General features: G+C 67.7%; 22 protein-coding genes. 14 read left to right on the top strand and 8 right to left on the bottom strand.

The window, feature by feature from the left end; translation table 11 throughout:
* Positions 1-55: 55 nt before the first annotated feature.
* The 3 genes from GK109_RS01845 to GK109_RS01835 are packed head-to-tail and all read left to right on the top strand — an operon-like array spanning position 56 to position 1,930.
* Positions 56-769, top strand: a complete 714-nt coding sequence (locus GK109_RS01845) for a DUF3710 domain-containing protein (protein ID WP_157238472.1) — start codon at positions 56-58, stop codon at positions 767-769.
* A complete protein-coding gene (locus tag GK109_RS01840) occupies positions 762-1,145 on the top strand; it encodes a hypothetical protein (protein WP_231754784.1) in 384 nt (127 codons plus the stop codon). The genes GK109_RS01845 and GK109_RS01840 overlap by 8 nt, the downstream gene beginning before the upstream one ends.
* Entirely contained in the window at positions 1,142-1,930 is a 789-nt protein-coding gene (locus GK109_RS01835; RefSeq protein WP_157238471.1) for a DUF3159 domain-containing protein, read from the top strand. The genes GK109_RS01840 and GK109_RS01835 overlap by 4 nt, the downstream gene beginning before the upstream one ends.
* Positions 1,931-1,951: 21 nt before the next feature.
* Here the strand turns inward: GK109_RS01835 and GK109_RS01830 are convergent, their stop codons facing one another.
* Together GK109_RS01830 and GK109_RS01825 are read right to left on the bottom strand one after the other, a co-directional pair.
* Positions 1,952-2,701, bottom strand: coding sequence for an NAD-binding protein (locus GK109_RS01830; protein WP_321215960.1), 750 nt, complete (start codon positions 2,699-2,701; stop codon positions 1,952-1,954).
* Positions 2,698-3,372, bottom strand: coding sequence for a TrkA family potassium uptake protein (locus GK109_RS01825; protein ID WP_104997563.1), 675 nt, complete (start codon positions 3,370-3,372; stop codon positions 2,698-2,700). Before GK109_RS01825 ends, GK109_RS01830 begins: the two co-directional genes overlap by 4 nt.
* Positions 3,373-3,490: 118 nt before the next feature.
* On the opposite strand from GK109_RS01825, the gene GK109_RS01820 reads away from it, so the two are divergent.
* The 11 genes from GK109_RS01820 to GK109_RS01770 all read left to right on the top strand — a co-directional run bounded on the left by GK109_RS01820 (position 3,491) and on the right by GK109_RS01770 (position 18,450).
* Positions 3,491-5,467, top strand: coding sequence for an APC family permease (locus GK109_RS01820; protein WP_370460320.1), 1,977 nt, complete (start codon positions 3,491-3,493; stop codon positions 5,465-5,467).
* Positions 5,467-6,837 (top strand): class I SAM-dependent RNA methyltransferase, encoded by a 1,371-nt coding sequence (locus tag GK109_RS01815; RefSeq protein ID WP_157238470.1) that lies wholly within the window; start codon positions 5,467-5,469, stop codon positions 6,835-6,837. The genes GK109_RS01820 and GK109_RS01815 overlap by 1 nt, the downstream gene beginning before the upstream one ends.
* Positions 6,838-7,002: 165 nt before the next feature.
* Entirely contained in the window at positions 7,003-9,828 is a 2,826-nt protein-coding gene (locus GK109_RS01810; protein WP_157238469.1) for an aconitate hydratase, read from the top strand.
* A gap of 127 nt (positions 9,829-9,955) precedes the next feature.
* Positions 9,956-11,929 carry a 1-deoxy-D-xylulose-5-phosphate synthase gene (gene dxs / locus GK109_RS01805; protein ID WP_157238468.1) on the top strand — a complete coding sequence of 658 codons (1,974 nt, stop codon included), beginning with the start codon at positions 9,956-9,958 and terminating at the stop codon, positions 11,927-11,929.
* Complete coding sequence (locus GK109_RS01800) at positions 11,926-12,543, top strand: DUF402 domain-containing protein (protein WP_370460318.1); 618 nt, start codon at positions 11,926-11,928, stop codon at positions 12,541-12,543. Before dxs ends, GK109_RS01800 begins: the two co-directional genes overlap by 4 nt.
* On the top strand, positions 12,540-13,100 hold the full coding sequence (locus tag GK109_RS01795; protein WP_157238467.1) for a hypothetical protein: 561 nt from the start codon (positions 12,540-12,542) through the stop codon (positions 13,098-13,100). The genes GK109_RS01800 and GK109_RS01795 overlap by 4 nt, the downstream gene beginning before the upstream one ends.
* 9 nt (positions 13,101-13,109) lie before the next feature.
* Entirely contained in the window at positions 13,110-14,087 is a 978-nt protein-coding gene (locus GK109_RS01790) for an aldo/keto reductase (protein ID WP_370460317.1), read from the top strand.
* 8 nt (positions 14,088-14,095) lie between these two features.
* Positions 14,096-15,121: a nucleoside hydrolase gene (locus GK109_RS01785; RefSeq protein ID WP_157238466.1), complete on the top strand. Its 1,026-nt coding sequence runs from the start codon at positions 14,096-14,098 to the stop codon at positions 15,119-15,121.
* Positions 15,122-15,283: 162 nt separating this feature from the next.
* Positions 15,284-16,102 (top strand): ECF transporter S component, encoded by an 819-nt coding sequence (locus GK109_RS01780; protein WP_157238465.1) that lies wholly within the window; start codon positions 15,284-15,286, stop codon positions 16,100-16,102.
* Between the two features lie 8 nt (positions 16,103-16,110).
* Positions 16,111-16,854 (top strand): energy-coupling factor transporter transmembrane component T, encoded by a 744-nt coding sequence (locus GK109_RS01775; protein ID WP_157238464.1) that lies wholly within the window; start codon positions 16,111-16,113, stop codon positions 16,852-16,854.
* 3 nt (positions 16,855-16,857) lie between these two features.
* Positions 16,858-18,450: an ABC transporter ATP-binding protein gene (locus GK109_RS01770; protein ID WP_157238463.1), complete on the top strand. Its 1,593-nt coding sequence runs from the start codon at positions 16,858-16,860 to the stop codon at positions 18,448-18,450.
* 13 nt (positions 18,451-18,463) lie between these two features.
* On the opposite strand, the gene GK109_RS01765 is transcribed toward GK109_RS01770, so the two are convergent.
* The 6 genes from GK109_RS01765 to GK109_RS01740 all read right to left on the bottom strand — a co-directional run bounded on the left by GK109_RS01765 (position 18,464) and on the right by GK109_RS01740 (position 26,208).
* The gene (locus GK109_RS01765) at positions 18,464-20,623 is read right to left on the bottom strand and encodes a 3-hydroxyacyl-CoA dehydrogenase NAD-binding domain-containing protein (RefSeq protein ID WP_157238462.1); all 2,160 of its coding nucleotides are present in this window, start codon (positions 20,621-20,623) and stop codon (positions 18,464-18,466) included.
* Positions 20,620-21,909: an acetyl-CoA C-acyltransferase gene (locus GK109_RS01760; RefSeq protein WP_370460314.1), complete on the bottom strand. Its 1,290-nt coding sequence runs from the start codon at positions 21,907-21,909 to the stop codon at positions 20,620-20,622. Before GK109_RS01760 ends, GK109_RS01765 begins: the two co-directional genes overlap by 4 nt.
* A 265-nt stretch (positions 21,910-22,174) precedes the next feature.
* Complete coding sequence (locus GK109_RS01755; protein WP_157238460.1) at positions 22,175-23,509, bottom strand: HRDC domain-containing protein; 1,335 nt, start codon at positions 23,507-23,509, stop codon at positions 22,175-22,177.
* 122 nt (positions 23,510-23,631) lie between these two features.
* Positions 23,632-24,282, bottom strand: a complete 651-nt coding sequence (locus GK109_RS01750) for a DUF3000 domain-containing protein (RefSeq protein ID WP_323057353.1) — start codon at positions 24,280-24,282, stop codon at positions 23,632-23,634.
* A 67-nt stretch (positions 24,283-24,349) separates the two neighbouring features.
* Positions 24,350-25,435, bottom strand: coding sequence for a low specificity L-threonine aldolase (locus GK109_RS01745; RefSeq protein WP_157242516.1), 1,086 nt, complete (start codon positions 25,433-25,435; stop codon positions 24,350-24,352).
* 8 nt (positions 25,436-25,443) lie between these two features.
* The gene (locus GK109_RS01740) at positions 25,444-26,208 is read right to left on the bottom strand and encodes an SDR family NAD(P)-dependent oxidoreductase (RefSeq protein WP_157242515.1); all 765 of its coding nucleotides are present in this window, start codon (positions 26,206-26,208) and stop codon (positions 25,444-25,446) included.
* Positions 26,209-26,214: the final 6 nt, after the last annotated feature.

Here is a 26,214-nt window from a genome sequence, read left to right as displayed (position 1 = left end):
CGGCGGGACCCCAACGGGCCGGACCCGCACATTTCACAACTAAGGAGACACCCCCATGGTCTTTGGGCTCGGCAGGAAAGCCAAGAAGGAACAGACAGCCGAACCGGACGACTCCCTGACCGCCGCGGAGGCTTCGGCCGACGCGGCGACCGCCACGGGCATCCGGGCAAACGGCCCGCTTGATGAATCCGAAATCACCAGCCGCGACGGCTACGTGGATCTGGGCGCGCTGCTGATCACGCCCAGCGAGGGTCTCCAGCTGCGCCTCGAGGTCGAGGAAGCCACCCAGCGCGTCGTGGCGGTCACGCTGGACCTCAATGGCTCCAGCCTGCAGCTGCAGGCTTTCGCCGCTCCCAAGACCGAGGGCCTGTGGGACGAGATCCGCGAGCAGATCGGCCAGTCCGTGGGTGCGCAGGGTGGCCAGGTGGAAGAGATCGACGGCAGCTTTGGAACCGAACTCGTGGCCAAGTTGCCTGCGGGGCTGCCTGACGGCAGCCAGGGTTACCGCGTGGCCCGCTTTGTGGGCGTTGATGGTCCGCGCTGGTTCCTTCGCGGAGTCCTGGGCGGACCGGCGGCCCTTGAACGTGAAGCGGCCGAGCCGCTGGAGGCGCTGTTCCGGCAGGTTGTGGTGATCCGCGGGGGCAGCCCCATGCCGCCCCGTGACCTGCTGCAGCTGCGCCTGCCCAAGGACACGGCCACCACGCCTCCTCCGCCTGCCCCCGCTCTTGGGGAACCGGAACGTGGTCCGGAAACCACACAGATTGGCTGACGCGGCCCCCGGGGACGGGCTCCAGCCCCGCCCTGACGTTCTCTCCCTGGACGAGCTTCCGGACAAGGGCCGCGTCGTCTGCCAGGGACGCATTGAATCGGTGACGTACCTCCCGGCGGACCAGGCACCTGCGTTCACCGCCATTGTTTCCGACGCCGAGCCGGGCCGGGCCGAACCAGGCAGGAGAGTCTCCGGCCAGGCCGGCCAGTCCAAGGCACATGGCAGGCTCCGGGTTGTATGGCTGGGGCGCCGCCGCGTGCCGGGCATCGAAGCCGGCGCCCGGCTCCGGCTTGAAGGAATGCTTTCCCGCAGCCAAGGCCTGCCCACCATGTTCAACCCACGCTACGAAATACTGTCCCGCCAGGAGAACGAATGACCGAGCCCCAGCCCGACCCGTCCTCCGGGCCCCCAAACCACGGCACCCCTGAGCGTGATGGAAGGCAGGGACCGGCCCGGGAGCCGTCACCGGTGGCCGGCCTTGCGGCGGAGTACGCGGCCAAGGCCGGGCTGCACCGGACACACGACGGCCGGGTGGACGTCCTGCGCAGCGCCGGCGGTGTCCAGGGCATTGCCGAAAGCATCGTGCCCGGGCTTATGTTCCTGGTGGCCTTCACCATCACCCGGGAGCTGACGCTGTCCCTGGTGGCGGCACTGGCTTCCGCCGCGGTGTTCACCGTGGTCCGGCTGGTCCAGCGGCGCCCGCTCACCCAGGCGCTGGCCGGTGTGGTGGGCGTAGGCATCTCGGCCTGGCTCGCAAACAGCACCGGCAAGGCGGAGGACTTCTACCTCCCCGGTTTCTTCACCAACGCCGGCTACATCCTGGCGATGGTGCTGTCCATCTTCCTCAAATGGCCGGTGGCCGGCCTGCTCTTCGGATTCATCCGGAACGAGGGCCTTGACTGGCGCAAGGACGCGGTCCGGGTCAGGGCCTACCAGCTTGGCACCTGGATCATCGTTGCGGTCCTGGCGCTTCGGCTCGTGGTGCAGGTTCCGCTCTACCTCATGGGTCCGGACGGGCTTGCGGCGCTGGCCACCACCCGGCTGATCATGGGCGCGCCCCTGTACATCCTGGGTGTCTGGATTGCCTGGCTGGTGACCCGGCCGGCCGCCGTCGACGCCGGCACGGACTCCAACGGGGAGGACGCGGGCCTGAAAGCCTGACGCATCGACGGCCGGACCGTCCTAGCCGTCGAAGCCGTCGTCCTCGGGCGCCTGCTGGGCGGTCCTGGCGCCGGCCGGCAGCGGAGCGTCCGCCTCGCCGGCCGTATCAAGGGCGTCAGGCGCCAACAGGGCGCGCAGGTGGTCCTCAGCTGCAATGGTGGTGACGAAGAACAACTCGTCTCCGCCGTCGATCACGTCGTCCCGGCTCGGCGTGATGGGTGCATGATCACGCAGGATGGCCACGAGGGTGGAATCCTCCGGCCACCGGATGTCGCCGACCGTCTGGCCGATCACGTGCGAGTCGTGCGGCACGGTGAACTCCACGAGGGAAGAAACGCCGGTCTGAAGGGTGAGCAGCCGGACCAGGTCGCCGATCTCCACGGCTTCCTCGACGAGGGCGGTCATGAGCTGCGGAGTGTTGACGGCGACGTCAACGCCCCAGGAATCGTTGAACATCCAGTCGTTCTTGGGGTTGTTCACCCGCCCCACGGTGCGGCCCACCCCGAATTCGGTCTTGGCCAGCAGGGAAACCACCAGGTTGACCTTGTCATCGCCGGTGGCCGACACCACCACGTCTGCGTCTTCCACTTTGGCTCCCTGCAGCGTGCTCAGCTCACAGGCGTCGCCCACCAGCCAGTGTGCGCCGCGGAGGCCGCTGCGTCCAATGACCTCCGGCTTGAGGTCGATCAGGAGGATCTCATGCTTGTGCGCCAGCAGTTCCCTGGCGATGGACGAGCCGACGCTGCCGGCACCCACAATCACGACTTTCACTGGTACTCCTTGGCGGGTGCTTTGGCGAGGATATGGGCTACCTGGGCGCTGCGGTCAACCTGCAGCATCGCGTGCACGGTATCGCCGTCCTGGTAGGCGGTGGCAGCGTCCGGCAGGAGTCCCTCTCCAAAACGGGTCAGGTAGGCCACCCGGATAGCGGCGGCTTTCTCAATGGTGCTCACCCGTTGTCCGATCCAGCTGGCGTCGAGATCGAGTTCGGCGAGCACCAGCCGTCCGGACGGCTCCCGGAAATCGCCTGCGAGGTGCTGTTCGGGCAGGATACGCCGCAGTACCTGGTCCGCGCTCCAGCGCACGGCCGCAACTGTGGGAATCCCAAGGCGCTGGTAAATCTCGGCACGGCCGGGATCATAGATGCGGGCCACAACGTGGGGGACGTGGAACGTTTCCCTGGCCACCCGGGTGGCCAGGATGTTGGAGTTGTCGCCGCTGGAAACGGCGGCGAACGCGTACGCTTCAGCCACGCCGGCCTGTTTCAGGGTGTCCCGGTCGAAGCCGACGCCCGTGACTTTGCGTCCGGTGAATCCTTGCCGGAGCCTGCGGAAGGCGCGGTCGTCCTGGTCGATGATGGCCACGGAATGCCCGGCGTCCTCCAGCGTGTGCGCCAGCGTTGCCCCTACCCGGCCACATCCCATGATCACGAAATGCGCCACGGTCTCTCCTCTGTATTCCTGTCAAGGTCCTGCTGCTAGAACTCTACCGCCAGCGTGCCGGCTCCCGTTGTCCCCGGTCCGTCATGACATCGTCCGGGAATCAGACTAGCTTTGTGGGGTGTTGACAATATTGAACGCCGTCAAGCGTGTGCTGGTGGGCCGGCCATTTCGAAATGACCGGCTGGCCCATACGCTGCTTCCCAAGCGGATCGCACTTCCGGTCTTCGCCTCCGACGCACTTTCCTCCGTAGCCTATGCTCCGGACGAGATCCTGCTGACGTTGGCGTTGGCGGGCGTCAGCGCGGTGGCGTTCTCGCCGTGGGTGGGCGTGGCGGTGATGGTGGTCCTGCTGACGGTGGTGGCCTCCTACCGGCAGAACGTCCACGCCTATCCTTCCGGCGGCGGCGACTACGAGATCGCCGGTGAGAACCTGGGCAGGTACGCAGGCCTCACCGTGGCCTCTGCGCTGCTGGTTGACTACGTCCTGACCGTCGCGGTGTCCATCTCCTCCGCCGCCACGTACCTCACCACCGCCGTCCCGTCGCTGCACGGCCAGCAGGCCGCCATAGCCACTGTCGGCGTCGTCATCCTTGCCCTGGTGAACCTGCGCGGAATCAAAGAGGCCGGCACCCTCTTCGCCATCCCCACCTACATTTTTATGGCATCCATCCTGGGCATGACGGCGGTGGGACTGTTCCAGGCGGCAACCGGGCAGCTGGGCCAGGCGCCCTCCGCTGCCTTCACGATCGTCCCGGCCCCCGGTTTCGACGAGGGCCTTGTGGGCCTCGCCGGCGCCTTCCTGCTGCTGCGGGCCTTTTCCTCCGGCGCCGCGGCGCTCACCGGCGTCGAAGCCATCAGCAACGGAGTGCCCAACTTCCGCCCGCCGAAGAGCAAGAACGCCGCCACCACCCTGCTGCTGCTGGGCGTCATCGGCGCCACCATGCTGGCGGGCATCATCTACCTGGCCAACGCCACCAAGGTGCACATCGTCCTGGACCCGGCCACCGAGTTCCTGCTCAACGGCAACCCCCTGCCGGAGGGGTACATCCAGAACCCTGCCATCAGCCAGATCGCCCAGACCATCTTCGGCCCGGGATCCATACCGTTCTACATCGTGGTGGCCGCCACCGGCGTGATCCTGGTGTTTGCCGCCAACACCGCCTTCAACGGCTTTCCGGTGCTGGGCTCCATCCTCGCCCAGGACGGCTACCTGCCGCGGCAGCTGCGCACCAGGGGTGACAGGCTGGCCTTCAGCAATGGCGTCCTGGCCCTCGCCGCAGGCGCGCTGGTACTGATCATCGCCTTCAACGCGGACGTCACCAAGCTCATCCAGCTCTACATCGTGGGTGTCTTCATCTCATTCACCGCCAGCCAGCTGGGGATGATCCGGCACTGGGGCCGGCAGCTCAAGCTGGCCAAGGACAAGGCAGTCCGGCGCCGGATGGCCAAGTCCCGCGTCATCAACAGCATCGGCTTCGGCATGACGGCCACGGTCCTGGTCATCGTGCTGGTCACCAAATTCGAGCAGGGCGCCTGGATTGCCCTGCTCGCCATGGTCATCCTGTTCCTCATCATGTGGAGCATCAGGGCGCACTACGACAATGTGGCCAGGGAACTGGCCGTGGACGAGGACTCTTCGCCGCGCGCCCTTCCCACCAGGGTGCACGCCGTCCTGCTGGTGTCCCATGTGCGCAAGCCCGTGCTGCGGGCGCTGGCGTACGCCAGGGCCTCCCGGCCGTCCCGGCTTGATGCGGTGACAGTGGACATCGATGCCGAAGAAACCGCGCAGACCGTGGCTGACTGGGAAAAGCTGGAGATTCCGGTGCCGCTGACCGTGCTGGCCAGTCCGTACCGGGAGACGGTCACGCCCATCATGGAGTACGTCAAACACATGCGGAAGGATTCTCCCCGCGACCTGATCGTGGTCTACATCCCCGAATACGTTGTGGGCAAGTGGTGGGAGCAATTGGTCCACAACCAGACTGCCCTGCGCATCAAGACCCGGCTGCACTTTGAACCCGGCGTCATGGTGGCGAGCGTCCCCTGGCAGTTGAAATCATCCGAAGAAGCGAAAAACCTGCAGGACGTCCAATAATGGCAAACACCGAAACACAGCCGCCCCTGACCGGAGAAGCAGGCAGGGAAGTAGTGCTCGACGTCGGCCCGGTGGCCCACGGCGGCCACTGCGTTGCCAGGCACGAGGGCCGGGTGATTTTTGTCAGGCACGGCATTCCCGGGGAAAGGGTGCGGGTGCGGCTGACGGATGCGGAGGAAAAGGCCAAATTCTGGCGGGCGGACGTCACCGAGGTCCTTGAAGCCTCTCCGGACCGCGCGGACCATTTCTGGCACCTGGCCGACTCAGCGCGGGCCTGGAGCCACGGACACCCCCCGGTGGGCGGAGCCGAGTTCGGCCACATCACCCTTGCCCGCCAGCGCAGCCTCAAAGCGGAAGTGCTTGCCGAACAGCTCAGGCGGCTCGCCGGCGTCGACCAGCTGCCCGCGGGCGCCGGGAGCGTGGAAGCCGTGGGCGGAACGGCCGACGGCGGGGACGGCCTTGGGTGGCGCACGCGCGCGGGCTTTTCGGTCACCCCCGGCGGCAAGCTGGGCATGCACGCACACCGTTCCACGCACATCGTTCCGGTCCGGGAGATGCCGCTCGCTTCGGAGGCAATCAACAACCTGCGCCTCTGGGACATCGATTTGCAGGGCATCGAGCGCGTGGAAGTGGCAGCCCCGGCCAACGGTTCCCGTCCGCTGGTGCTGCTGGCGCCAGGTCCGGGAACCAAGCCCAAGCGGCTTAGCGCCATCGCAGCCCAGTTGCCCGGCGAGGTGTCCGTAGCCACTTTCGACCCCGCTACCGAGGCCGTGCAGCAGCTTCGCGGCCGCACGTGGGTGCAGGAATCAGCGGCCGGGCACGACTACCGGGTCACCGGCGCAGGGTTCTGGCAGATCCACCGCGACGCGCCCGGGGCCCTTGTGGGGGCTGTCACAGAATTCCTCCGCGGCGGGGGCTTCCTCCACCCCGGGGCCGTTGTTGCCGACCTCTACGCGGGGGCCGGGCTCTTCACCGCAGTCCTGGCTGACGCGGTGGGGGAGACAGGGTCCGTCCTGTCCGTGGAAGGTGCCGCCGGAACCAGCCGGGATGCACGGAAGAACCTGCACGGGGCGCCCCAGGTGGAGATCGTCCAGGGCAGGGTGGAGCGCGTGCTCCGCCAGAAACCGCGGAGTTTTGACGCCCTGGTCCTGGACCCGCCACGGGCGGGGGCAGGGAAGGCAGTGGTGAGCCAGCTTGTTGAGGCCAGCCCCCGCGCCATTGCCTACGTGTCCTGTGATCCGGCGTCGTTCGCCCGGGACGTGGGGTACTTCCGCCAGGCGGGATGGGGGCTGTCAGGCCTCCGGGCCTTCGATCTCTACCCCCATACCCACCACCTGGAGACTGTGGCGCTGCTGGCGCCCCTTCCGTGATGCCACTGCCGTTTTCGACTACGATGGCCGTAGTAGTCCCACGTCGCGCTCCGTAATCACGGCCGGCCGTGTGCAATTTTCGGGCCCGAAACTAATTAGGGCTTCCTAACTAGCAGGCGGTCAACCGCGCGACAAAGATGAAACTGTTGCGAGAGGAGTCCTGCGATGAGCACTGTGGACAGCTTCGGTTCAAAAGGCAAACTTAATGTAGCCGGAACCGAATACGAAATTTTCCGGTTGAACTCCGTTGAAGGTGCAGAAAACCTTCCGTTCAGCCTCAAGGTATTGCTTGAAAACCTGTTGAGGACCGAGGACGGCGCGAACATCACTGCCGATCACGTCCGCGCCTTGGCAGGCTGGGATCCCAACGCCCAGCCCGATACAGAAATCCAGTTCACGCCTGCACGCGTGATCATGCAGGACTTCACCGGAGTCCCCTGCGTGGTGGACCTGGCGACAATGCGTGAAGCGGTCAAGGAACTGGGCGGCGACCCCAAGCGGGTGAACCCCCTGGCGCCCGCCGAGATGGTCATAGACCACTCGGTCCAGATCGATGCCTTCGGCAACTCCGGCGCACTGGAGCGCAACATGGAGATCGAATACCAGCGCAACGGGGAGCGTTACCAGTTCCTGCGCTGGGGCCAGACCGCATTCGACGACTTCAAGGTGGTTCCCCCGGGAACCGGCATCGTCCACCAGGTCAATATCGAATACCTGGCACGCACCGTCATGACCCGCGAAGTGGACGGCGCGCTCCGTGCGTACCCGGATACCTGCGTGGGCACCGACTCGCACACCACCATGGTCAACGGCCTGGGCGTGCTCGGCTGGGGCGTCGGCGGCATCGAAGCCGAGGCCGCCATGCTGGGCCAGCCCGTCTCCATGCTGATCCCGCGTGTTGTGGGCTTCAAGCTGAGCGGATCCATCCCGGCGGGCGCCACGGCTACCGACGTGGTGCTGACCATCACCGAGATGCTCCGCAAGCACGGCGTGGTGGGCAAGTTCGTGGAGTTCTACGGCGAAGGCGTGGCCGCTGTGCCGCTGGCCAACCGCGCCACCATCGGCAACATGAGCCCCGAGTTCGGTTCCACCGCGGCCATGTTCCCGATCGACGACGTCACCCTGGACTACCTGCGCCTTACCGGCCGCTCGGAGCAGAACGTTGCCCTCGTGGAGGCTTACGCGAAGGAACAGGGCCTCTGGCACGATCCTTCCCGCGACATCAAGTTCTCCGAGTACCTGGAACTGGACCTGTCCACGGTTGTTCCGTCCATCGCAGGCCCCAAGCGCCCGCAGGACCGCATCGAACTGACCGAGGCCAAGGACGAGTTCCGCCACGACCTCAAGAACTACGTTTCCCACGATGCCAACGCCGGTACCCTGGACGAATCGCTGGAGGAGTCCTTCCCGGCCTCCGATTCGCCCTCCTTCACGGCCGGCGCCACGCACATCTCCGACACCGACCGGGAGCCCCCGAAGTACTCGGCAGGCCACGGGGCAGCGGGCCGCATCTCCCAGCCTGTACCGGTCAAGACGGCTGACGGCCGCGAGTTCGAGCTGGACCACGGTGCAGTCACCATCGCCTCCATCACGTCCTGCACCAACACGTCCAACCCGTCGGTCATGCTGGCCGCCGCGGTACTGGCGCGCAACGCCGTGGACAAGGGCCTGACCTCCAAGCCGTGGGTCAAGACCTCCGTCGCCCCCGGCTCGAAGGTTGTCACCGACTACTACGAGAAGTCCGGCCTGACGCCCTACCTGGAGAAGCTCGGCTTCTACATCGTGGGCTACGGCTGTGCTACCTGCATCGGCAACTCCGGCCCGCTGGAAGCTGAAGTGTCGGAAGCCATCCAGGCCAACGACCTCGCCGTTGCTGCTGTCCTCTCGGGCAACCGCAACTTCGAAGGCCGCATCAACCCGGACGTCAAGATGAACTACCTGGCCTCCCCGCCGCTGGTCATCGCCTACGCCCTGGCCGGTTCCATGGACTTCGACTTCGAAACCGACGCCCTGGGCAAGGACCAGGCCGGCAACGACGTCTTCCTCAGGGACATCTGGCCCAACCCGGTTGAGGTCCAGCAGGTCATCGATTCCTCGATCGACAAGGACATGTTCGCCAGGGGCTACGAAGGCGTCTTCGAGGGCGACCACCGCTGGAAGGCGCTCGACACTCCCGCCGGCGATACCTTCGCCTGGGATCCGAACTCCACTTACGTCCGGAAGCCCCCGTACTTCGAGGGCATGCAGGCGAAGCCGGAGCCGGTCAAGGACATCACGGGCGCCCGCGTGCTCCTGAAGCTGGGCGATTCGGTCACCACCGACCACATCTCCCCGGCCGGTTCGTTCAAGTCCGACACCCCTGCCGGCCAGTACCTGCTGGCCAACGGCGTGGAGCGCAAGGACTTCAACTCCTATGGTTCCCGCCGCGGCAACCACGAGGTGATGATCCGCGGAACGTTCGCAAACATCCGCATCAAGAACCAGATCCTGGACGGCGTCGAGGGTGGCTTCACCCGCGACTTCACCCAGGAGGGCGGCCCGCAGGCCTATGTCTATGACGCCGCGCAGAACTACCAGGCGGCCGGCACCCCGCTGGTGGTCCTGGCCGGCAAGGAATACGGTTCCGGTTCCTCCCGCGACTGGGCTGCAAAGGGTACCGCCCTGCTGGGCGTCAAGGCCGTCATCGCCGAGAGCTACGAGCGCATCCACCGCTCCAACCTCATCGGCATGGGCGTCCTGCCGCTGCAGTTCCCGGCCGGCGAGTCCGCTGCAACCCTGGGCCTTTCCGGTACGGAGACGTTCTCGGTTGAGGGCGTCACCGCCCTGAACGAGGGCACCACGCCGAAGACCCTCAAGGTCACCGCAACTGCCGAGGACGGCACCTCGACGTCGTTCGACGCCGTCCTGCGCATCGATACCCCGGGTGAAGCGGACTACTACCGCAACGGCGGCATCCTGCAGTACGTGCTTCGCCAGATCTCCGCCAACTAGCGGGTTCCGCCAGCAGGCACCACCTCCCGAAGCCCCGGCCGGTCACCGACCAGCCGGGGCTTCGGCTTTGCATTTGAGCCGACGCGTTAGAGTTAAACGGCACGTCTACCATCCGAAGGAGGGGTCATTGGGAATCTTGGACACCATCCGGAATCCGCAGGACCTGAACGAGTTGTCCGAAGAACAGCTAAAAGAGTTGGCTTCGGAGATCCGGGAGTTCCTGATCACGAACGTCTCCCAGACAGGCGGCCACCTCGGACCAAACCTCGGCGTGGTGGAACTGACGCTGGCCGTGCACCGCATCTTCGATTCGCCGCGTGACAGCATCGTTTTTGACACCGGCCACCAGTCGTACGTCCACAAACTCCTAACGGGGCGCCAGGACTTCAGCACCCTGCGCCAGGAGGGCGGCCTCTCCGGCTACCCGTCCCGCGCGGAGTCCGCACATGACATCGTGGAGAGCTCGCACGCCTCCTCCTCGCTGTCCTGGGCCGACGGCATCTCGCGCGCCCGGCAGCTGACCGGCGAAGGCGACCGGCACGTCGTCGCCGTCGTGGGCGACGGTGCCCTGACCGGCGGCATGGCCTGGGAAGCCATCAACAACATCGCCGCAGACAAGAAGCGCGGCGTTGTCATTGTGGTCAATGACAACGGCAGGTCCTATGCTCCCACCGTGGGCGGCTTCGCGGACTACCTGGCCTCGCTTCGCCCCACCATTGACTCCTTCCGCGCCACCCCCGCGTACGAACGGGCGCTGGACTGGTGGAAGAAGAAGCTGCAGAGCGGTGGACCCGTGGGCCAGTTCACCTACAAGAGCCTGCACGCCATGAAGAAGGGCATCAAGGACTGGTGGGCGCCGCAGGGGATGTTCGAGGACCTGGGGATGAAGTACATCGGCCCGGTGGACGGCCACAACCTCCAGGCGATGGAGCACGCCCTCGCCACGGCCAGGCACTACGCCGGCCCGGTGATTGTCCATGCCATGACCGAAAAGGGCCACGGCTACGCCCCGGCACGCGCCCACGAGGCTGACCAGTTCCACGCCGTCGGCATCATCGACCCCGAAACCGGCGAACCCACCGGAACCGCCGGGGCCCAGTCCTGGACGTCCGTGTTTGCCGATGAGATCGCCGCCATCGCGGATGAGCGGAAGGACGTCGTGGGCATTACCGGCGCGATGCTCATCCCCGTGGGGCTGCACAAGTTCGCTGCCCGGCACCCGGACCGCGTGATCGACGTCGGAATCGCCGAACAGCACGCCCTCACCTCCGCCGCCGGCATGGCGTTCGGCGGCCTGCATCCGGTGGTTGCCGTCTACGCCACCTTCCTCAACCGCGCCTTCGACCAGCTCCTGATGGACGTTGCCCTCCACAAGGCAGGCGTCACGATCGTCCTGGACCGCGCCGGGGTCACCGGGCCGGACGGCGCCAGCCACCACGGCATGTGGGACATGGCCATGGTCCAGATCGTTCCCGGCCTCCACCTGGCCGCACCTCGCGACTCCACCAGGCTGCGCGAGGAACTCCGCGAAGCAGTGGCGGTCAGCGACGCCCCGACGGTGGTCCGCTTCTCCAAAGGCTCCGTTGGCGCCGAAGTGGAAGCGCTGGAACGCCTCAGTGACGGCGTGGACGTGCTGGCCCGCAGGCCCAGCGGCTCAACCGAGAACGATGTCCTGATCATCAGTGTGGGCGCCATGTCCGAACTCGCGCTGGATGTGGCCAACCGGCTTGGCGCGCAAGGCATCAGCACCACGGTGGTGGACCCGCGCTGGGTCCTGCCCGTGCCGCGCTCCATTGTTGCCCTGGCGTCCCACCACCGCCTGGTCATCTGCATCGAGGACGGCGTCCGTGCCGGCGGCGTCGGCTCACGGATCCGCCAGGAAATGCGCGCATCAGGCGTGGACACCGCCCTGAACGAGGTGGGCCTGCCGGTCGAATTCCTGGACCACGGCACCCGCGGGCAGATCCTCGAACGCGTGGGCCTGACAGCCCAGCAGATCACGCACGACGTCGTCGCGCAGGTTCTCGGGACAAAGGTCCCGTTTGCCCGTCCCTTGCCCGGCCAGCAGCACCCCACCACCGGCAGCCTTCCGATTCTGTGAGGGAAGAAGACGCACTGAAGTACCCGGGTGCAGCGGGGGAGTCCGGGCGGCCCATGCACACCACCACCACCCGGGTTCCCGCCGGGCTGAAGCCTGGCCAGCTGGTAGTGGCCAGGAACAGGAAATGGAACGGCAAGGCGCACTGGGTGGTGCCGGGGCGCTACCTGGGCGAAGACGAACACGGGTGGTGGATCTTCCAGGGAACCAATGAGTTCTGCTCCAGGCCCGGTGCGGCGTTCTACACCAAATCCGACGCCGTGCTGCTGGTTCCGCGCTCCGGCGACTGGGTTGCCACGTTCTACGATGACGCCCACCCGAACCAGGTCCGGGTGTACGTGGACTTGGCTGTGGGCCACGAGTGGACAGTCATCCGGCCCGCCGTCACCGAGTTCCATGTGATCGACATGGACCTGGATGTCATCCGCACCGAAGACCGCGGCGTGTTCATCGACGACCAGGACGAGTTCGCCGAGCACAGTATCTCCATGCATTACCCGGACCGGCTGGTGGCGGACATCCAGAATGCCGCGGACCAGCTTTACCATGCCGTCAAGGCGCAACAGGCTCCGTTCGACGGCACTGACGTCGCATGGTTCACAGAGGGACGAAAATGAGCGGAATTGTCAGGGTCTACAAGCGCGACGACGAGGGCACCCTCCACTTCCGGGAGGCCTGGTATGACGGGGACTACAGCCAGTTCGTCATGAACTACGGCGCGGTGGGGCACCAGAGCAAAACGGAAGAGACCGACGTGCCCGATGCGGAGGCAGCCGAGGGGCTCCTGGACGCCTTCGCGGCCCAGTGCGCCGAGGACGGCTACGCCGAAATCCCCGACGAGGAGCAGTTCTGGGTGGTAGCCCAGTTCGCACTCAAAACCAGGGAAGGCACAGACCGGGACCGCTACCTCGAAGAGAAGGCAACGGACGCCCTCATCAGCCACCTCGCCTGGCGTGGACTGGGAACCGTGGAGCGTTCCGGGTTCACGGATTACAAGCTGAACATCTTCTGCCTCTGCCCCGACGTGAACAAGGCCGTCAACGCCATCAAGGTCTGCACCCGCGGCGAGGACCTGGACTTCACCAAGCTGAGCATCGGGGCCGCCCCGTACAACGAACCCGAGCACTTCAAGCTCAAGCACTCAGCCAAGCCCGCCACCGGCTTCAGCCTTTAGGAGCATCCCGTGACCGCGTACCGCCGCGTCGGCAAATCCGGCCTGACCGTCTCCACCGTGGGCCTGGGCTGCAACAACCTTGGCCGCGCCAACACCGTCACCGAATCCCAGGAAGCCACGGACGCCGTCGTCCACGCCGCACTCGACGCCGGAATCACCCTGTTCGACGTCGCAGACACCTATGGCCGGGAACCCGGCCTCAGCGAAGCGATGCTGGGCAGGGCCCTCGGCAGCCGGCGCCCCGACGTCGTCCTTGCCACCAAGTTCGGCATGGACATGAAAGGCGCCAGCGGGCAGGACTTCGGCGCCCGAGGCTCCCGCCGCTACATCATCCAGGCGGTGGAGGCGTCGCTGCGGCGGCTGGGCACCGACTGGATCGACCTCTACCAGTTCCACACCCCGGATCCGCTGACCCCCATTGACGAAACCCTGTCCGCGCTGGACACGCTCGTCACCAGCGGCAAGGTCCGCTACCTCGGGCACTCCAACCGCGCCGGCTGGCAGATCGCCCAGGCCGAGTACGTCGCCCGCGAACTCGGCGGCGCGCGGTTCATCTCCACCCAGAACCACTACAACCTCCTGGACCGCCGGGCGGAACTCGAGGTGACCCGGGCCGCCGAGGAGTTCGGACTCGGCGTCCTGCCCTACTTCCCCCTCGCCAACGGACTGCTGACCGGCAAGTACTCGCCCGGCCATGCCCCGGAGGGCTCCAGGCTCAGCCACACCCGCACGAACCTCGTCCACGACGCCGACTGGGACCAGCTGGACAGGTTCAGCCGCTTCGCCGGGGACCGCGGCCTGAACGAAGTCCAGGTTGCGTTCTCCTGGCTGGCCGCCCAGCCCTCGGTGGCCAGCGTCATCGCCGGGGCCACCCGGCCTGAGCAGGTGCGCCAGAACGCGGAAGCAGCGGACTGGGTTCCTTCTGACAAGGACCTTGCCGAGCTGGACGATATCTTCCCCGCAGCGCCCAAGGTGGCGCTCTTCTAGGAAACGACATGACCGCCTTCCTGCTGGATGTGGACACCGGCATCGATGACGCCCTGGCACTCGCGTACCTTGCCGCCCTCCCGGACACCGAGTTCGTCTCGGTCACGGCCACCCCCGGAAATGTGGACGCGGACCAGGTGGCCCGCAACACCCTGGCACTGCTGGAACTCTGCGGACGCCCCGGTGTGGAAGTGGCGGTCGGCGCGCGCGGACCACTGGCCATACCGCTGCTGACCACCCCGGAAACGCACGGCCCGCAGGGCATCGGGTACGCGGTCCTGCCGGAACCGGCCGGCGCTGTGTCGGCGCGCCACGCCGTCGATCTGTGGGTTGACCACGCACGCAACCGGCCGGGGGAGCTCACGGCCCTGATCACCGCGCCCCTGACCAACTTCGCGCTGGCCCTGCGGCAGGAACCCAGGCTGCCCGAGCTGCTGGCAAAGGTTGTGATCATGGGCGGAAGCTTCTACCACCAGGGCAACACCACGCCCACGGCGGAGTGGAACACGCACGTGGATCCCCACGCGGCCAAGGAAGTCTATGCCGCCTTCCGCGGGCAGCCGCCGGAGAAACTGCCGGTGGTCTGCTCGCTGGACACCACTGAGCGGATCGAGCTGCACCCGGCGCACGTCCAGCAGCTGGCCGAGGCGGCCGGCGCGACAGTTCCCGAGCTGGTGCTGCCCGGCCAGCCCGAAGGACAGCGCAGCACCTCGGACAACAAGCTCATCAGGCACCTGTCCGATGCCCTGCGGTTCTACTTCGAATTCCACCGCCACTATGACCAGGGATACCTGGCCCATGTCCACGACTTCTTTGCCGCGGGCGTGGCCGCGGGCACCCTGGAGTTCCAGGCACTGCCCGCCACCGTCGACGTCGAGACCGGGTCTCCGCTCCTGATGGGCACCACCGTGGCGGACTTCCGGGGACTGTGGGGCATTCCGCCCAATGCCAGGGTGGTGACGGCAAACCAGCCCGAAGCCGCCTTCCGGGAACTGGTGTCCGCCGTCGGGAGCATGGCCCGGCGACTGGGCTGAGCGCCCCCGAAACCTCGCTGGGCCGCGCAAAACTGCCGCGGTAGAATGGTTCGCGTCCGGCCCGGCCACACGCCGCCGGCTGCTGCCGAGGTGACATAGGCGGCGCTCCGCCCGGCCCGGGAACTCCGGGTCACCCGCGCCCCGCACCCTGAAGGAACCTCCATGTCATCGCACTCCCTGACGTTGCCGTCCCCGGCGCCCGCCGCTGCCCGCAGGCGCCGGCTGCTGGAAATCCTCGGCGCCCTGGCCATCGCCGGCACCTACGTCTACCTGGTGCTGAACCAGCCTGCAGACATCACCGGGGGACCAGGCAGCGCGTCCGCCCTGATCGCCCTTTCCGGCTTCCTCGTCGGCGCCGTGCTGCTGATTGTCGCCGTCCTGCCCACGCTGCCGGCCTCCACCGTGGTGCTGATCCCCGTGGCGCTGGTGCTGAACATTGTGCTGGGCCAGTTCGTAGGCAGCACCCTGGTCCCGTTCTACCTTGACACCATCGGCACGGTCCTCATCGCGGTGCTGGCCGGCCCGGCGGCAGGCGCGGCGACCGGTGCACTGAGCAGCATTGTCTGGTCCTTCTTCAACCCCACCGTGCTGCCGTTCGCCGCCGGGGCCGCACTGATCGGCTGCCTTGCCGGCCTCGCCGCCCGCCATGGAATGTTCCGCCGCTTCTACCTCGCCCCCGTGGCAGGGTTCGTCACCGGCATCATCGGCGGCGTGGTGTCCGCGCCGGTGGCGGCCTTCGTCTTTGGCGGCACGTCCGGCGTGGCCACCGGAGCCATCGTCAGTGCCTTCCGTGCCATGGGCGACACCCTCCTGGCCGCCATCACCAAACAGGCGCTCATCTCCGACCCCATGGACAAAGCGATTGTGTTCACCGTGGTGGCCATCCTGGCGTACGCGCTTCCGCGCCGCGCGCGGCTGCAGTTCCCGTTCATCCGCCGGCACCGCGTGCTGGCCGGCAAGATGCCGGAACAGGGTTCCTGACCAGTCTGATGCGCCTCCACCCGCTCACCTCGCTGGCAGCCGCCGGCAGTACGGCGGCCATTACGACGGCGGCAGCCAGTTTGCCGCTGTCCCTCGCCGTCGTGGCGGCGGCCGCCGTCGTGTCGGCCCGCGCGGGTACGGCGCGCAGGATGCTCCCGGCCGCCGCGGCTGTCCTGCTCCCGCTGGGGCTGTCCCTGCTGGTCCTGCATGGGCTGTTCTTTCCCGAGGGCCGAACCGTCCTGGCGCAGTGGGGGCCGGCCCGCGTCACCGCGGAGGGGCTTTCCTTCGCCGTGGAACGGGCGGCACAGCTGGGAGCGGTAATCCTTGCGCTCCTGGTGTTCTCCTTTAGTGTCAGCGTTCCGGACCTGGTGGCGGCGTTGTCCGCACGCGGCGTCCAGGGCCGGTTCGCTTTCGTGCTGGCGTCCACCCTCACCCTGCTGCCGGCCATCACCTCCAGGGCGGAGGGGATCCGGCAGGCCCAGGAATCCCGCGGCCTGGTGATCCGGCGCGGACTCCTGCACCGCGTGGCGGCCTTCCGCCGCCAGGCGGTCCCGCTGGTCCTGTCCCTGGTCGAGGACGCCGGAACCCGTGCAGCGGCGCTGGAGTCCCGCGGCTTCAGCAACCCGGGACCCCGGACCAGCTACCGCGTTGTACCGGATTCCCGACTCCAGCGCGTGCTCCGGGTTGTCCTGCTGGTGGCCGCCGCAGCGGCGGTCGGTGCCCGGCTCTGGCTTGCCGCGGAGGGGACCTAGGACATGGCTGGCGGCCGGAACGCCCTTGAAACCGCCGGACCGATACTCTCGGCCGGCATCAGGACCTTCACTTTCCATGACGACGCCGCCCCGGTCCTGCACGGGGTGGAGCTCGCCTTCGTCCCCGGAACGTTCACCGCTGTGCTTGGACCGTCGGGAAGCGGGAAATCCACCCTGGGCCGGGTGCTGGCCGGCTGGCTTCCGCCCGGAAGCGGGGGAACCCTCCATGGCTTCCTGGAGCTCGCGGGTACCCGCCTGCAGTTCGGCGGCGGCGGGGATCCACGCATCAATCCCGCGGAATGGGGACGCCAGGTCGGGTTTGTTCCCCAGGATCCAGCCGCCGTCCTGTCCACGGTGCGGGCCACGGTGGCCGAAGAACTCGCGTTCGGCCTCGAGAACAGGGCGGTGGAGCGCGCCGCCATGAAGTCCACGGTGGAACGTACCGCCGCGCTCCTGGGACTCACGGACCTCCTGGACCATCACCCCGCCCGGCTTTCCGGCGGCCAGCTGCGCCGGCTTGCCATTGGCTGCGCCATCGTCACGGAACCTCGGGTGCTGATCATGGACGAGCCCTTCGCTTCGCTGGACAGCGCCGGCACCGCCGGACTGGCACAGCTGGTGCGGGACCTCGTCAGGCGAGGCACCGCCGTCGTGATCCTCAGCCAGGTGGTCGACACGCCGCTCCTTGACGCCGGGACGTGGCATGTTGTGGTGGACGGCAGGGTAACGGCCAGCGGCACCCCTGCCGAACTGCATCCGGGCTCCGGCCTGCTGCCGTCGGGCATCCGGCGCCCCGGCAGCCTGCCGGAAGGAAAGGATGCGGCACGGCCCCGCGGAGCAGCGCGCCCGGCCGTGCCAGCCAGTGTGCCGCCTGGCACGGCGCCAACCGTCCCGGTGCTGGAACTCCGCGGCGTCTCCTTCGACTACCCGGATGGCGGGAGGAAGACCCCTCGCCGCACGCGGCCGGGAGGCGGTCCCGGCCCCGCCAGGCAACCGCGGGTGCTGCGGGACGTCAACCTGGCGGTCAACCCCGGGGAGATCGTGGCAGTGACCGGCCCCAATGGTGCAGGGAAATCAACGCTGCTGCGCCACTTTAACGGACTGCTGCGGCCCGCCTCCGGGCAAGTCCTCGTCCGTGGCTCAGACATAGCCGGGACGCCGGCCGGCGCGGTGGCCCGATCAGTGGGCCTGCTGTTCCAGCAACCCCGGGACCAGCTGTTCGAGCGGACCGTACTCCGGGAGGTGCGCTTCGGCCTGGACAGCCTCTTCCACCCCGGTGAGGTGCCGGGCCGGGCCCTCGAGGCGCTGGCCGCCGTCGGCCTGGCAGGGGCTGCCGGTGAGCACCCCGCCGAACTGCCCGCGTCCAGCCAGCGCCTCCTTGCCCTGGCCACGGTCCTTGCCCGCAAACCCGCGGTCCTGGCCCTGGACGAACCCACCGTGGCGCTCGACGGCGACGGCCTGGCCCTGCTGGACGCTGCGGTGCGTGCCGCGGCAAGGGAGGGCGCCGCCGTCGTGCTGGTCACGCACGATCTCGCCTATGCCCGGTCAATGGCACACCGCGGTGTGGAGCTCGACGGCGGCCTGCTGGCCGGGTGATCCGGCCGGCTGATCAGGCCGGGCGGGACGCCGCTCCCGGCGGCAGGAAGCGCCTGCCGTTGACGCGTTCGGAGGCACCCACCCGGTCAAGGTACGGGGTGATGCCGCCGAGGAACATGGGCCATCCGGCGCCCAGGATCATGCAGAGGTCAATGTCCTCCGGCCCTGCAACCACGCCTTCTGCGAGCATGAGGCCGATTTCCTCCGCGAGGGCGTCCTGGGTGCGCCGCAGCACCTGCTCCGCCGTGGAAGGGGAGGTGCCGAAGGACATCAGCGCCAGCGTGGACTGCGGGATCTCCTTCGAGCCGTCCGGGCCGGCCGCCCAGAGGCCCTTCACGCCGTTGTCGATGAGCTTTTGCAGGTTGGCGGATACCGTGAACCGTTCGCCGAAGGCGGCGTGGAGCGATTCCTGCACGTGCTGGGCCACGGGAAGCCCCACCATGGCGCCCAGTGTGAAGGGCGTCATCGGCAGGCCCATGGGCCGCAGGGCGTTGTCGGCCACTTCAGCCGGGGTGCCTTCGTCAAAGGCGGCCGTCACTTCACCCATCAGCCGCAGCAGGATCCGGTTGACCACGAACGCCGCGGCATCCTTGACCAGCACGGCAGTCTTTTTGAGGCCCTTGGCCAGCTCAAACGCGGTGGCGAGGACGGCGTCGTCGGTCCGCGGGGCACGGACGATTTCCAGCAGCGGCATGACGGCCACGGGGTTGAAGAAATGGAAGCCCACCACGCGCTCCGGGTGCTTCAGGTCCTCCGCCATGGCCGTGACGGACAAGGAAGAGGTGTTGGTGGCCAGGATGCAGTCCGGGGTAACGATCTCCTCCAGTTCCGCGAAGACCTGTTTCTTGACGTTGAGTTCTTCGAAGACGGCTTCGATCACAAAGTCGGCGTCCGCGAAGACCTCCTTGGACACCGAGCCTGTGACCAGCGCCTTCGTCCGGTTGGCGGCGTCCTGGCTGATGCGTGCCTTGCCCAGCAGCTTGTCCACCTCAGCGTGGACATAACCCACGCCCTTGTCCACCCTGGCCTGGTCGATGTCCGTCATCACCACGGGGACCTTGAGCTGGCGGGCAAACAGCAGGGCCAGCTGGCTGGCCATCAGGCCGGCGCCAACAACTCCCACCTTTGTGACCGGGCGGGCCAGCTTGCGGTCCGGGGCCCCGGCCGGCCGCTTGGAGCGCTTCTGGACCAGGTCAAGGAACGCGTAGACGGTGGCGCGGAATTCATCGGTCTGCATGAGTCCGGCCAGCGTTTCGCATTCAAGCGCGGCGGATTCGGCCTGGGTCATGGTGCGGTTCGCCTCGAGGAGGTCCAGGACCTTTTCGGGGGCGGGCGCTGCATTGGAGGTCTTGGCCTCCACGAAGGCCCGCCCGGCCGCGACCGCACCGGCCCACCTGGCGGCAGTTTCGGGTTCGGAAGGGTCGACGGCGTTGGCTCGTTCCGGGATGACGTCGCCGGAGATGACTCCCGCCGCCCAGGCCAGGGACTGCTCCAGGAAATCGGCCGGTTCGAAGATGGCGTCGGCCATGCCGAGGCTGAATGCCTGGGGGCCGGTCAGCGTCCGGTTGTTGCTGAGCGGGTTTTCGATCATCACCTTCACGGCGTTTTCCGGCCCGATGAGGCGGGGCAGGATGTAGACACCGCCCCAGCCCGGGACCAGTCCGAGGAAGGCTTCCGGCAATGCCAGTGCCCCGGCTCCGGTGGACACGGTGCGGTAGGTGGACTGCAGCGCGATTTCGAGGCCGCCGCCCAGGGCTGCGCCGTTGATGAAGGCGAAGCTGGGGACTCCAAGGTTGGCCAGGGTTGCGTAAACATCGTGGCCCAGCTGCGCCATCCACAGCCCGTGCTCGCGTTTTTCGAGGTTCTTGACGGCGGAAAGATCGGCGCCGGCCACGAGGTAGTAGGGCTTGCCCGTTATTCCGACGCCGACGATCTCACCGCGGCCGGCGCGCTCGCGAAGGCCCTCCAGCACCGTGCCGAGCTCAACCAGGGTGTTGGGTCCCAGCGTGGTGGGCTTGGCGTGGTCCAGGCCGTTGTCCAGGGTGATGAGCGCGAACGTGCCGGGGCTGGGCTTGCCCGCCGGAGCGGGCAGTTCGATGTCCTGGACGTAGGAGTGCGTGACGGTCTCGTTCGGGAACATTTCTGCAAGCTTGGTGAAATCTGCGGCGCTCATGCGGCTCCTTCGGAAGCGGTTTCGGTGGCGGCGGAGCCCCCGGGCCGGGCTCCGCTGTTGTCTGTGTATTCCGGGTGATGCGGGTTTTCCCAGATCACGGTGGCTCCCATGCCGAGGCCGACGCACATGGTGGTGATGCCGTACCGGACGGAGTGGTCCTCCTCGAACTGCCGGGCGAGCTGGGTCATCAGCCGAACACCGGACGAGGCCAGGGGGTGGCCCACGGCGATGGCGCCGCCGTAGCGGTTGACCCGGGGGTCGTCGTCGGGAATGCCGAAATGGTCCAGGAAGCTGAGCACCTGCACGGCAAAAGCTTCGTTGATTTCAAAGAGGCCGATGTCCGCGATGGTGAGCCCCGCATTCTTCAGCGCTTTCTCGGTGGCCGGCACGGGCCCGATTCCCATGACTTCTGGTTCAACACCGGCGTACGCGTAGCTGACCAGCCGCATTTTGACCGCCAGTCCCAGCTCGGCGGCAGCCTCGGCGGACGCCAGGACCGCTGCGGTGGCGCCGTCGTTCAGGCCTGCGGCGTTTCCGGCGGTGACGCGGCCGTGGGCCCGGAACGGGGTGCGGAGGCCGGCGAGGTCGGCCAGGGAGGTGCCTGGCCGCGGCGGTTCATCCGCGGTGTTCAGTGTCCAGCCCTGACCGGGCTTCAGGGCCGCGACGGGAACCAGGTCCGGCTGGATGCGGCCGTTGCGGCGGGCATTCTCGTACTTGGCCTGCGAGGCGACGGCGTAGGCATCCGTTCGTTCCTTGGTGATGGCCGGGAAGCGGTCGTGCAGGTTCTCGGCCGTGTTCCCCATGTTGAGCGCGGCCGGGTCCACCAGCCGCTCTGACATGAACCGCGGATTCGGGTCGGTGCCTGAGCCCATGGGGTGGTTGCCCATGTGTTCCACGCCCCCGGCCACCACAACGTCGTACGCGCCGAAGCTGATCCCTCCGGCCACGGCGGTCACCGCGGTCATGGCTCCGGCGCACATGCGGTCAACGGCAAAGCCGGGAACCGTCCTGGGCAGTCCGGCAAGCAGGGCAGCCGTCCGGCCAAGGGTGAGGCCCTGGTCTCCGGTCTGGGTGGTTGCCGCAATGGCCACTTCATCGATCCGCGCGGGCGGCAGGGACGGATTCCGCCGCAGCAGTTCGCGGATGCACTTAACTATCAGGTCGTCAGCCCGGGTGCCGGCGTAGATGCCCTTGTCCCCGGCCCTGCCGAATGGTGTGCGGAGGCCGTCCACAAAGACGACGTCCCGGACAGTGCGCATGGATGCGCCGCTTCCCTGGTGGCTCACGTATAACTCCTCATCGAGACGTAGGCGCCGGTGCATGCCTTTGCTGGCAATGGCCCGGCGGCAATACGTTCGATGTTACTCGTGAGTAACTTAGCCCGCAAGGTCCCCGGATTGAATGGACCCTCTCTCACTTAATGCCCATTTTTGGCCAACGCTCTATCACTCTCTTCAAGAAAGTGAGAGAGCGTTGGCGGTTTTCACGCATCAAGTGAGAGAGCGTCTGGGGAATCGGTTTGGGAGCCGGTGGCGGTGCAGACGGCTGCGCCTACTTGCCCGCTGCGGTGGCGTCCGCCTTGGCTTCCTTGGCGGGCAGCGGCTGCGGGTGCAGGAACGCTTCAACGATGAGGGGCGTTGCCAGTTCCACCTGCCACTCACGTGCGCCCAGGGCGCGGAGTTCGGTGGCGACTGCTGCTTCGGTGATCTCCGCCGGCGGCCGCCAGGCCACGCGCCGCAGGTAATCCGGGGTGAGCAGGTTCTCCAGCGGGAGGCTCAGCGACTCTGCCTTTGCCTGCAGCAGCGGCCGGGCGGTGGCCAGGCGGGCGGCCGCCTCCGGGTCCCGGTCCACCCAGACACGGGGCGGAGGCGGCGCGTTGGTGGGCAGGTGCAGCGGCGGGAGCTCTTCGAGATCCCGGGCAGCTGCGATGCAGCGCAGCCAGCGGGGCGCTTCACGTTGCGCCGCACGGCCGTGGAAGCCCTTGGTGCCCAGCAGCTGCGGCACGGTGGTCGGCATGGCTTTGGCCGCCGCCACCAGGGCGGAGTCGGGAATCAGCCGTCCCGGTGCCACATCCCGTTTCTGTGCCAGGGAGTCGCGCTCCAGCCACAGCTCACGTACTGCTGCCAGCTGCCGGCGGTCCCTGATCTGGTGCAGGCCGGAGGTCTTCCGCCACGGGTCCACGCGGGCTGGAGGCAATCCGGCGGCCAGGATCGCCGCAAATTCCTGCTCGGCGTATTCCAGCTTTCCGTCGGCCTGGAGGAGCTCGATGAGTTCCTCCCGCAGTTCCGTGAGGACTTCGACGTCCAGTGCGGCATACCGCAGCCAGGGTTCAGGCAGGGGCCGGGTGGACCAGTCCGCTGCCGAGTGCTCCTTGGCGAGTCCGAAGCCGAGCAGCTGTTCGATGACGGCGGCCAGGCCCACGCGGGGCAGCCCGGCCAGCCGGGCGGCAAGTTCAGTGTCGAAGAGCTTGTCCGGCCACATGCCCAGCTCTGAGAGGCAGGGCAGGTCCTGGCTGGCGGCGTGCAGGATCCATTCGACGCCGCGGAGGGCATCGTTGATGATGTCCAGGTTCTCGAAGGGTTCGGGGTCGATCAGCCAGGTCCCGGCGCCCTCGCGCCGGATCTGGACCAGGAAAGCGCGCTGCCCGTAACGGAAGCCGGAAGCCCTCTCGGCGTCCACCCCTGCCGGTCCGGCTCCGGCGGCGATGGCCGCAGCGCAGCGCTCCAGGCCGGACTGCGTCTGGATGACCAGCGGAACGCCCTCCCGGGGAGCAGCCAGCTCAACGATTTCGGGGACGGGGCTGTCAAAGCCTTCCACCGTGATGTGGGGTGCGGCATCAGCGGCCGGGACGCCGGCCGTGGTGTTTTCCGGAATGTTAGGGGTCATGATGCCTCCAGTTTACCGGCCGGCCGGTAAACGCCTGCCTGCCGGGCCGGTGCCTTGCCCGGCCATCCCGTCCGCGGCCCTGCGCCATCGGTCCGCCTTCGGTCCGCCACTGACAAACGGTCTCAGTTCCGGCGGCGCAGCGTCAGCGGCGTCACGCCGTCCGGCAGGGGCGGAAGGCCGGCGAAGGTGCAGACCATGTCGGACCAGGCCTCAAGATGGGCCTGGACGTCGGACGTGGCGGGCGTCCAGGACGCGCGCAGTTCGATGTCGATGGATCCGGGCCTTTCGGACAGGGTGCCGAAACTCTCCGAGAGGACCCTGGTGGCAGTGCCGCCGGCGGCCCGGTACGCCGCCTTGTGGTTCTCCAGTGCCTCCACCAGCCAGGTCCAGGCGACTGTTCCGAGCATTTCGTCGTTGCCCATCTCGGGTTCCAGCTCCGCACGGATATAGGTGACAATGCGGAATTCCCCGTCCCAGACCTCGGAGCCTTGGGGGTCGTGGAGGAGGATGAACCGCCCCGTCGCCAGTTCCAGCCCGTCCTCGTCTTCCGTTCCGGACGCCGCAGCGAGTGCCATTGCGGCGGGGCCGTGAAGCGGGGTGCCGGGAGCGCCGGAGCCGGGGGCAAAAACTTCTGCGCCCAGGGCCACGGCAAAGGGCGCCAGCCGGGCCGGCGCCGGGATCTCCGCCAGGCGCAGTTCCCGGCGGCACTGGGCTTTCCTGAGGGTTCCCAGAGCGTGGAGAAACTCCGGGGGAACCTGGTCAAGTGCGTTCACCTTCGCAGGTTACGCAACTGGGCGGGGCAGGGCGGTTAGGCTCGCCGCCGGCTTCCGGCGCGGACCGTCAGTTCCCGCCATTGTGCAGTTCCCGGCGGAGTGCGGCAACGAAGGCATCCACATCCTCTTCGGTGGTATCGAAGGAACACATCCAGCGCACCTCGCGCGTGGCTTCATTCCAGTCATAGAAGCGGAACGACGCGCGCAGCCTGTCGGCCACGCCTTCGGGGAGGACGGCAAAGACGCCGTTGGATTCGGTCTCCTGGGTGGGCCGGACGCCGTCGATGGTGTCGACGGCGGCGCGGAGCCGGGCGGCCATGGCGTTGGCGTGGGCGGCGGACCGCAACCACAGGTCACCTTCCAGGAGCGCGATGAACTGCGCCGACAGGAAGCGCATCTTGGAGGCCAGCTGCATGTCCATCTTGCGCAGGTAGAGGAGCCCGTGGGCTGCTTCCGGATTCAGTGCCACCACCACTTCGCCGAACAGCAGGCCGTTCTTGGTGCCGCCAAAGGACAGGATGTCCACCCCGGCGTCGCGCGTGAAGTCCCGCAGCGGAACCTGAAGGTGGGCTGCGGCGTTGGCCAGCCGGGCACCGTCCATGTGCAGCTTCATCCCCTTGGCATGGGCATGCCCGGCAATGGCCCGGACTTCCTCCGGCGTGTAGCAGGTGCCAAGTTCCGTTGTCTGGGTGATGGACACGGCCAGCGGCTGGGCGCGGTGCTCGTCCCCCCAGCCCCAGGCCTCCCGGTCAATCAGTTCGGGCGTGAGCTTGCCGTCCGGCGTGGGGACGTGCAGCAGCTTGATGCCGCCGATGCGTTCCGGCGCGCCGTTCTCGTCCATGTTGATGTGGGCGGTGGAGGCGCAGACCACCGCGCCCCAGCGGGGGAGCAGCGACTGCAGTGAAAGGACGTTCGCGCCGGTGCCGTTGAAGACCGGAAAGCACTCGATGCCTGGGCCGAAGTGGCCCTCCATCAGTTGCTGCAGCCGGGCGGTGTAGTCGTCCTCGCCGTAGGAGACCTGGTGTCCGTCGTTGGCGGCCGCCAGTGCCGCCAGCACCTCGGGATGGACGCCAGAGTAGTTGTCCGAGGCGAAACCCCGCACGTTCGGATCATGGAGGCGGATACCGGCGGCGGTTTCAGCGGTTGTTGTCATGGCTTTGCTCACGCTTTCAGTGTAGGTAAAGTCCGGGCCGGGGACAGTGACGCCGCCAGCTGCAGCCGCCGGCCGTTCAGTTCGGCGGCCGGGGCATCAAAGAGTCCGACGACGGCGCGCGCCAGGTCCTCGACGTCGGTGGCGCCCGAGAAGGACCGTTCGGGGTGGCGGCGGCGCAGTTCCTCATCGACCAGCGCCTTGACCACCAGCACGACGGCGGCTGCCGCGCTGCCGCCGTTCCTGCCGGCGGCGCGCCTGAAGCCATCAGCGATGGCAAGGGTCCAGGCTTCGGCCGCTGCCTTCGCGGCGGCGTAACTGGCCGTTGCCGCGGTGGGCTCGGCGGCGGTGGTGGAGGACACCATGGCGAACCGCCCGCACGCGGAGGCGGCGACGTCGTCGTAGAAAACCCGTGAGACGTTGCGGAGCGTGGTAATTGCTCCGCGCTCAAGGAAGTCCCAGTCCTCGTCGGTCTGGTCCGCGATCCCCTGTGCGCCCCGCCAGCCGCCCACCAGGTGGATCACAGCATCCATCGGCCCGGCAGCGGCGGTGACATCAGCCCGCAGCTGCCGCACCTCCTCCAGGCGTGCAAGGTCGCACACGAAGGGGGCAACGCCGTCGCCCGCCCGTCCTGCCGCGGACCTGATCCGCTCCGGGTCTGAGCCCACGGTGAACACACGGTGCCCGGCCTCGCGCAGTGCCCGGGCCACGGCGACGCCGGACGCGCCGCTGCCGCCCGAAACCAGGACGTTCAGCGGCGGTTTTGCCGACTCCATAGCAGC

This window comes from Pseudarthrobacter sp. GA104 (genome assembly GCF_009741265.1).
Classification (GTDB): domain Bacteria; phylum Actinomycetota; class Actinomycetes; order Actinomycetales; family Micrococcaceae; genus Arthrobacter.
Note: the sequence above shows the minus strand (reverse complement) of the source record. Positions and strands in the feature narration are given on the sequence as shown.

What these genes read in the sequence shown, in the direction of transcription:
- GK109_RS01845 (WP_157238472.1), top strand. Translation starts at nt 56, where the DNA reads ATGGTCTTTGGGCTCGGCAGGAAAGCCAAGAAGGAACAGACAGCCGAA.
- GK109_RS01835 (WP_157238471.1), top strand. Translation starts at nt 1,142, where the DNA reads ATGACCGAGCCCCAGCCCGACCCGTCCTCCGGGCCCCCAAACCACGGC.
- GK109_RS01815 (WP_157238470.1), top strand. Translation starts at nt 5,467, where the DNA reads ATGGCAAACACCGAAACACAGCCGCCCCTGACCGGAGAAGCAGGCAGG.
- GK109_RS01810 (WP_157238469.1), top strand. Translation starts at nt 7,003, where the DNA reads ATGAGCACTGTGGACAGCTTCGGTTCAAAAGGCAAACTTAATGTAGCC.
- GK109_RS01795 (WP_157238467.1), top strand. Translation starts at nt 12,540, where the DNA reads ATGAGCGGAATTGTCAGGGTCTACAAGCGCGACGACGAGGGCACCCTC.
- GK109_RS01785 (WP_157238466.1), top strand. Translation starts at nt 14,096, where the DNA reads ATGACCGCCTTCCTGCTGGATGTGGACACCGGCATCGATGACGCCCTG.
- GK109_RS01780 (WP_157238465.1), top strand. Translation starts at nt 15,284, where the DNA reads ATGTCATCGCACTCCCTGACGTTGCCGTCCCCGGCGCCCGCCGCTGCC.
- GK109_RS01775 (WP_157238464.1), top strand. Translation starts at nt 16,111, where the DNA reads ATGCGCCTCCACCCGCTCACCTCGCTGGCAGCCGCCGGCAGTACGGCG.
- GK109_RS01770 (WP_157238463.1), top strand. Translation starts at nt 16,858, where the DNA reads ATGGCTGGCGGCCGGAACGCCCTTGAAACCGCCGGACCGATACTCTCG.
- GK109_RS01765 (WP_157238462.1), bottom strand. Translation starts at nt 20,623, where the DNA reads ATGAGCGCCGCAGATTTCACCAAGCTTGCAGAAATGTTCCCGAACGAG.
- GK109_RS01755 (WP_157238460.1), bottom strand. Translation starts at nt 23,509, where the DNA reads ATGACCCCTAACATTCCGGAAAACACCACGGCCGGCGTCCCGGCCGCT.
- GK109_RS01745 (WP_157242516.1), bottom strand. Translation starts at nt 25,435, where the DNA reads ATGACAACAACCGCTGAAACCGCCGCCGGTATCCGCCTCCATGATCCG.
- GK109_RS01740 (WP_157242515.1), bottom strand. Translation starts at nt 26,208, where the DNA reads ATGGAGTCGGCAAAACCGCCGCTGAACGTCCTGGTTTCGGGCGGCAGC.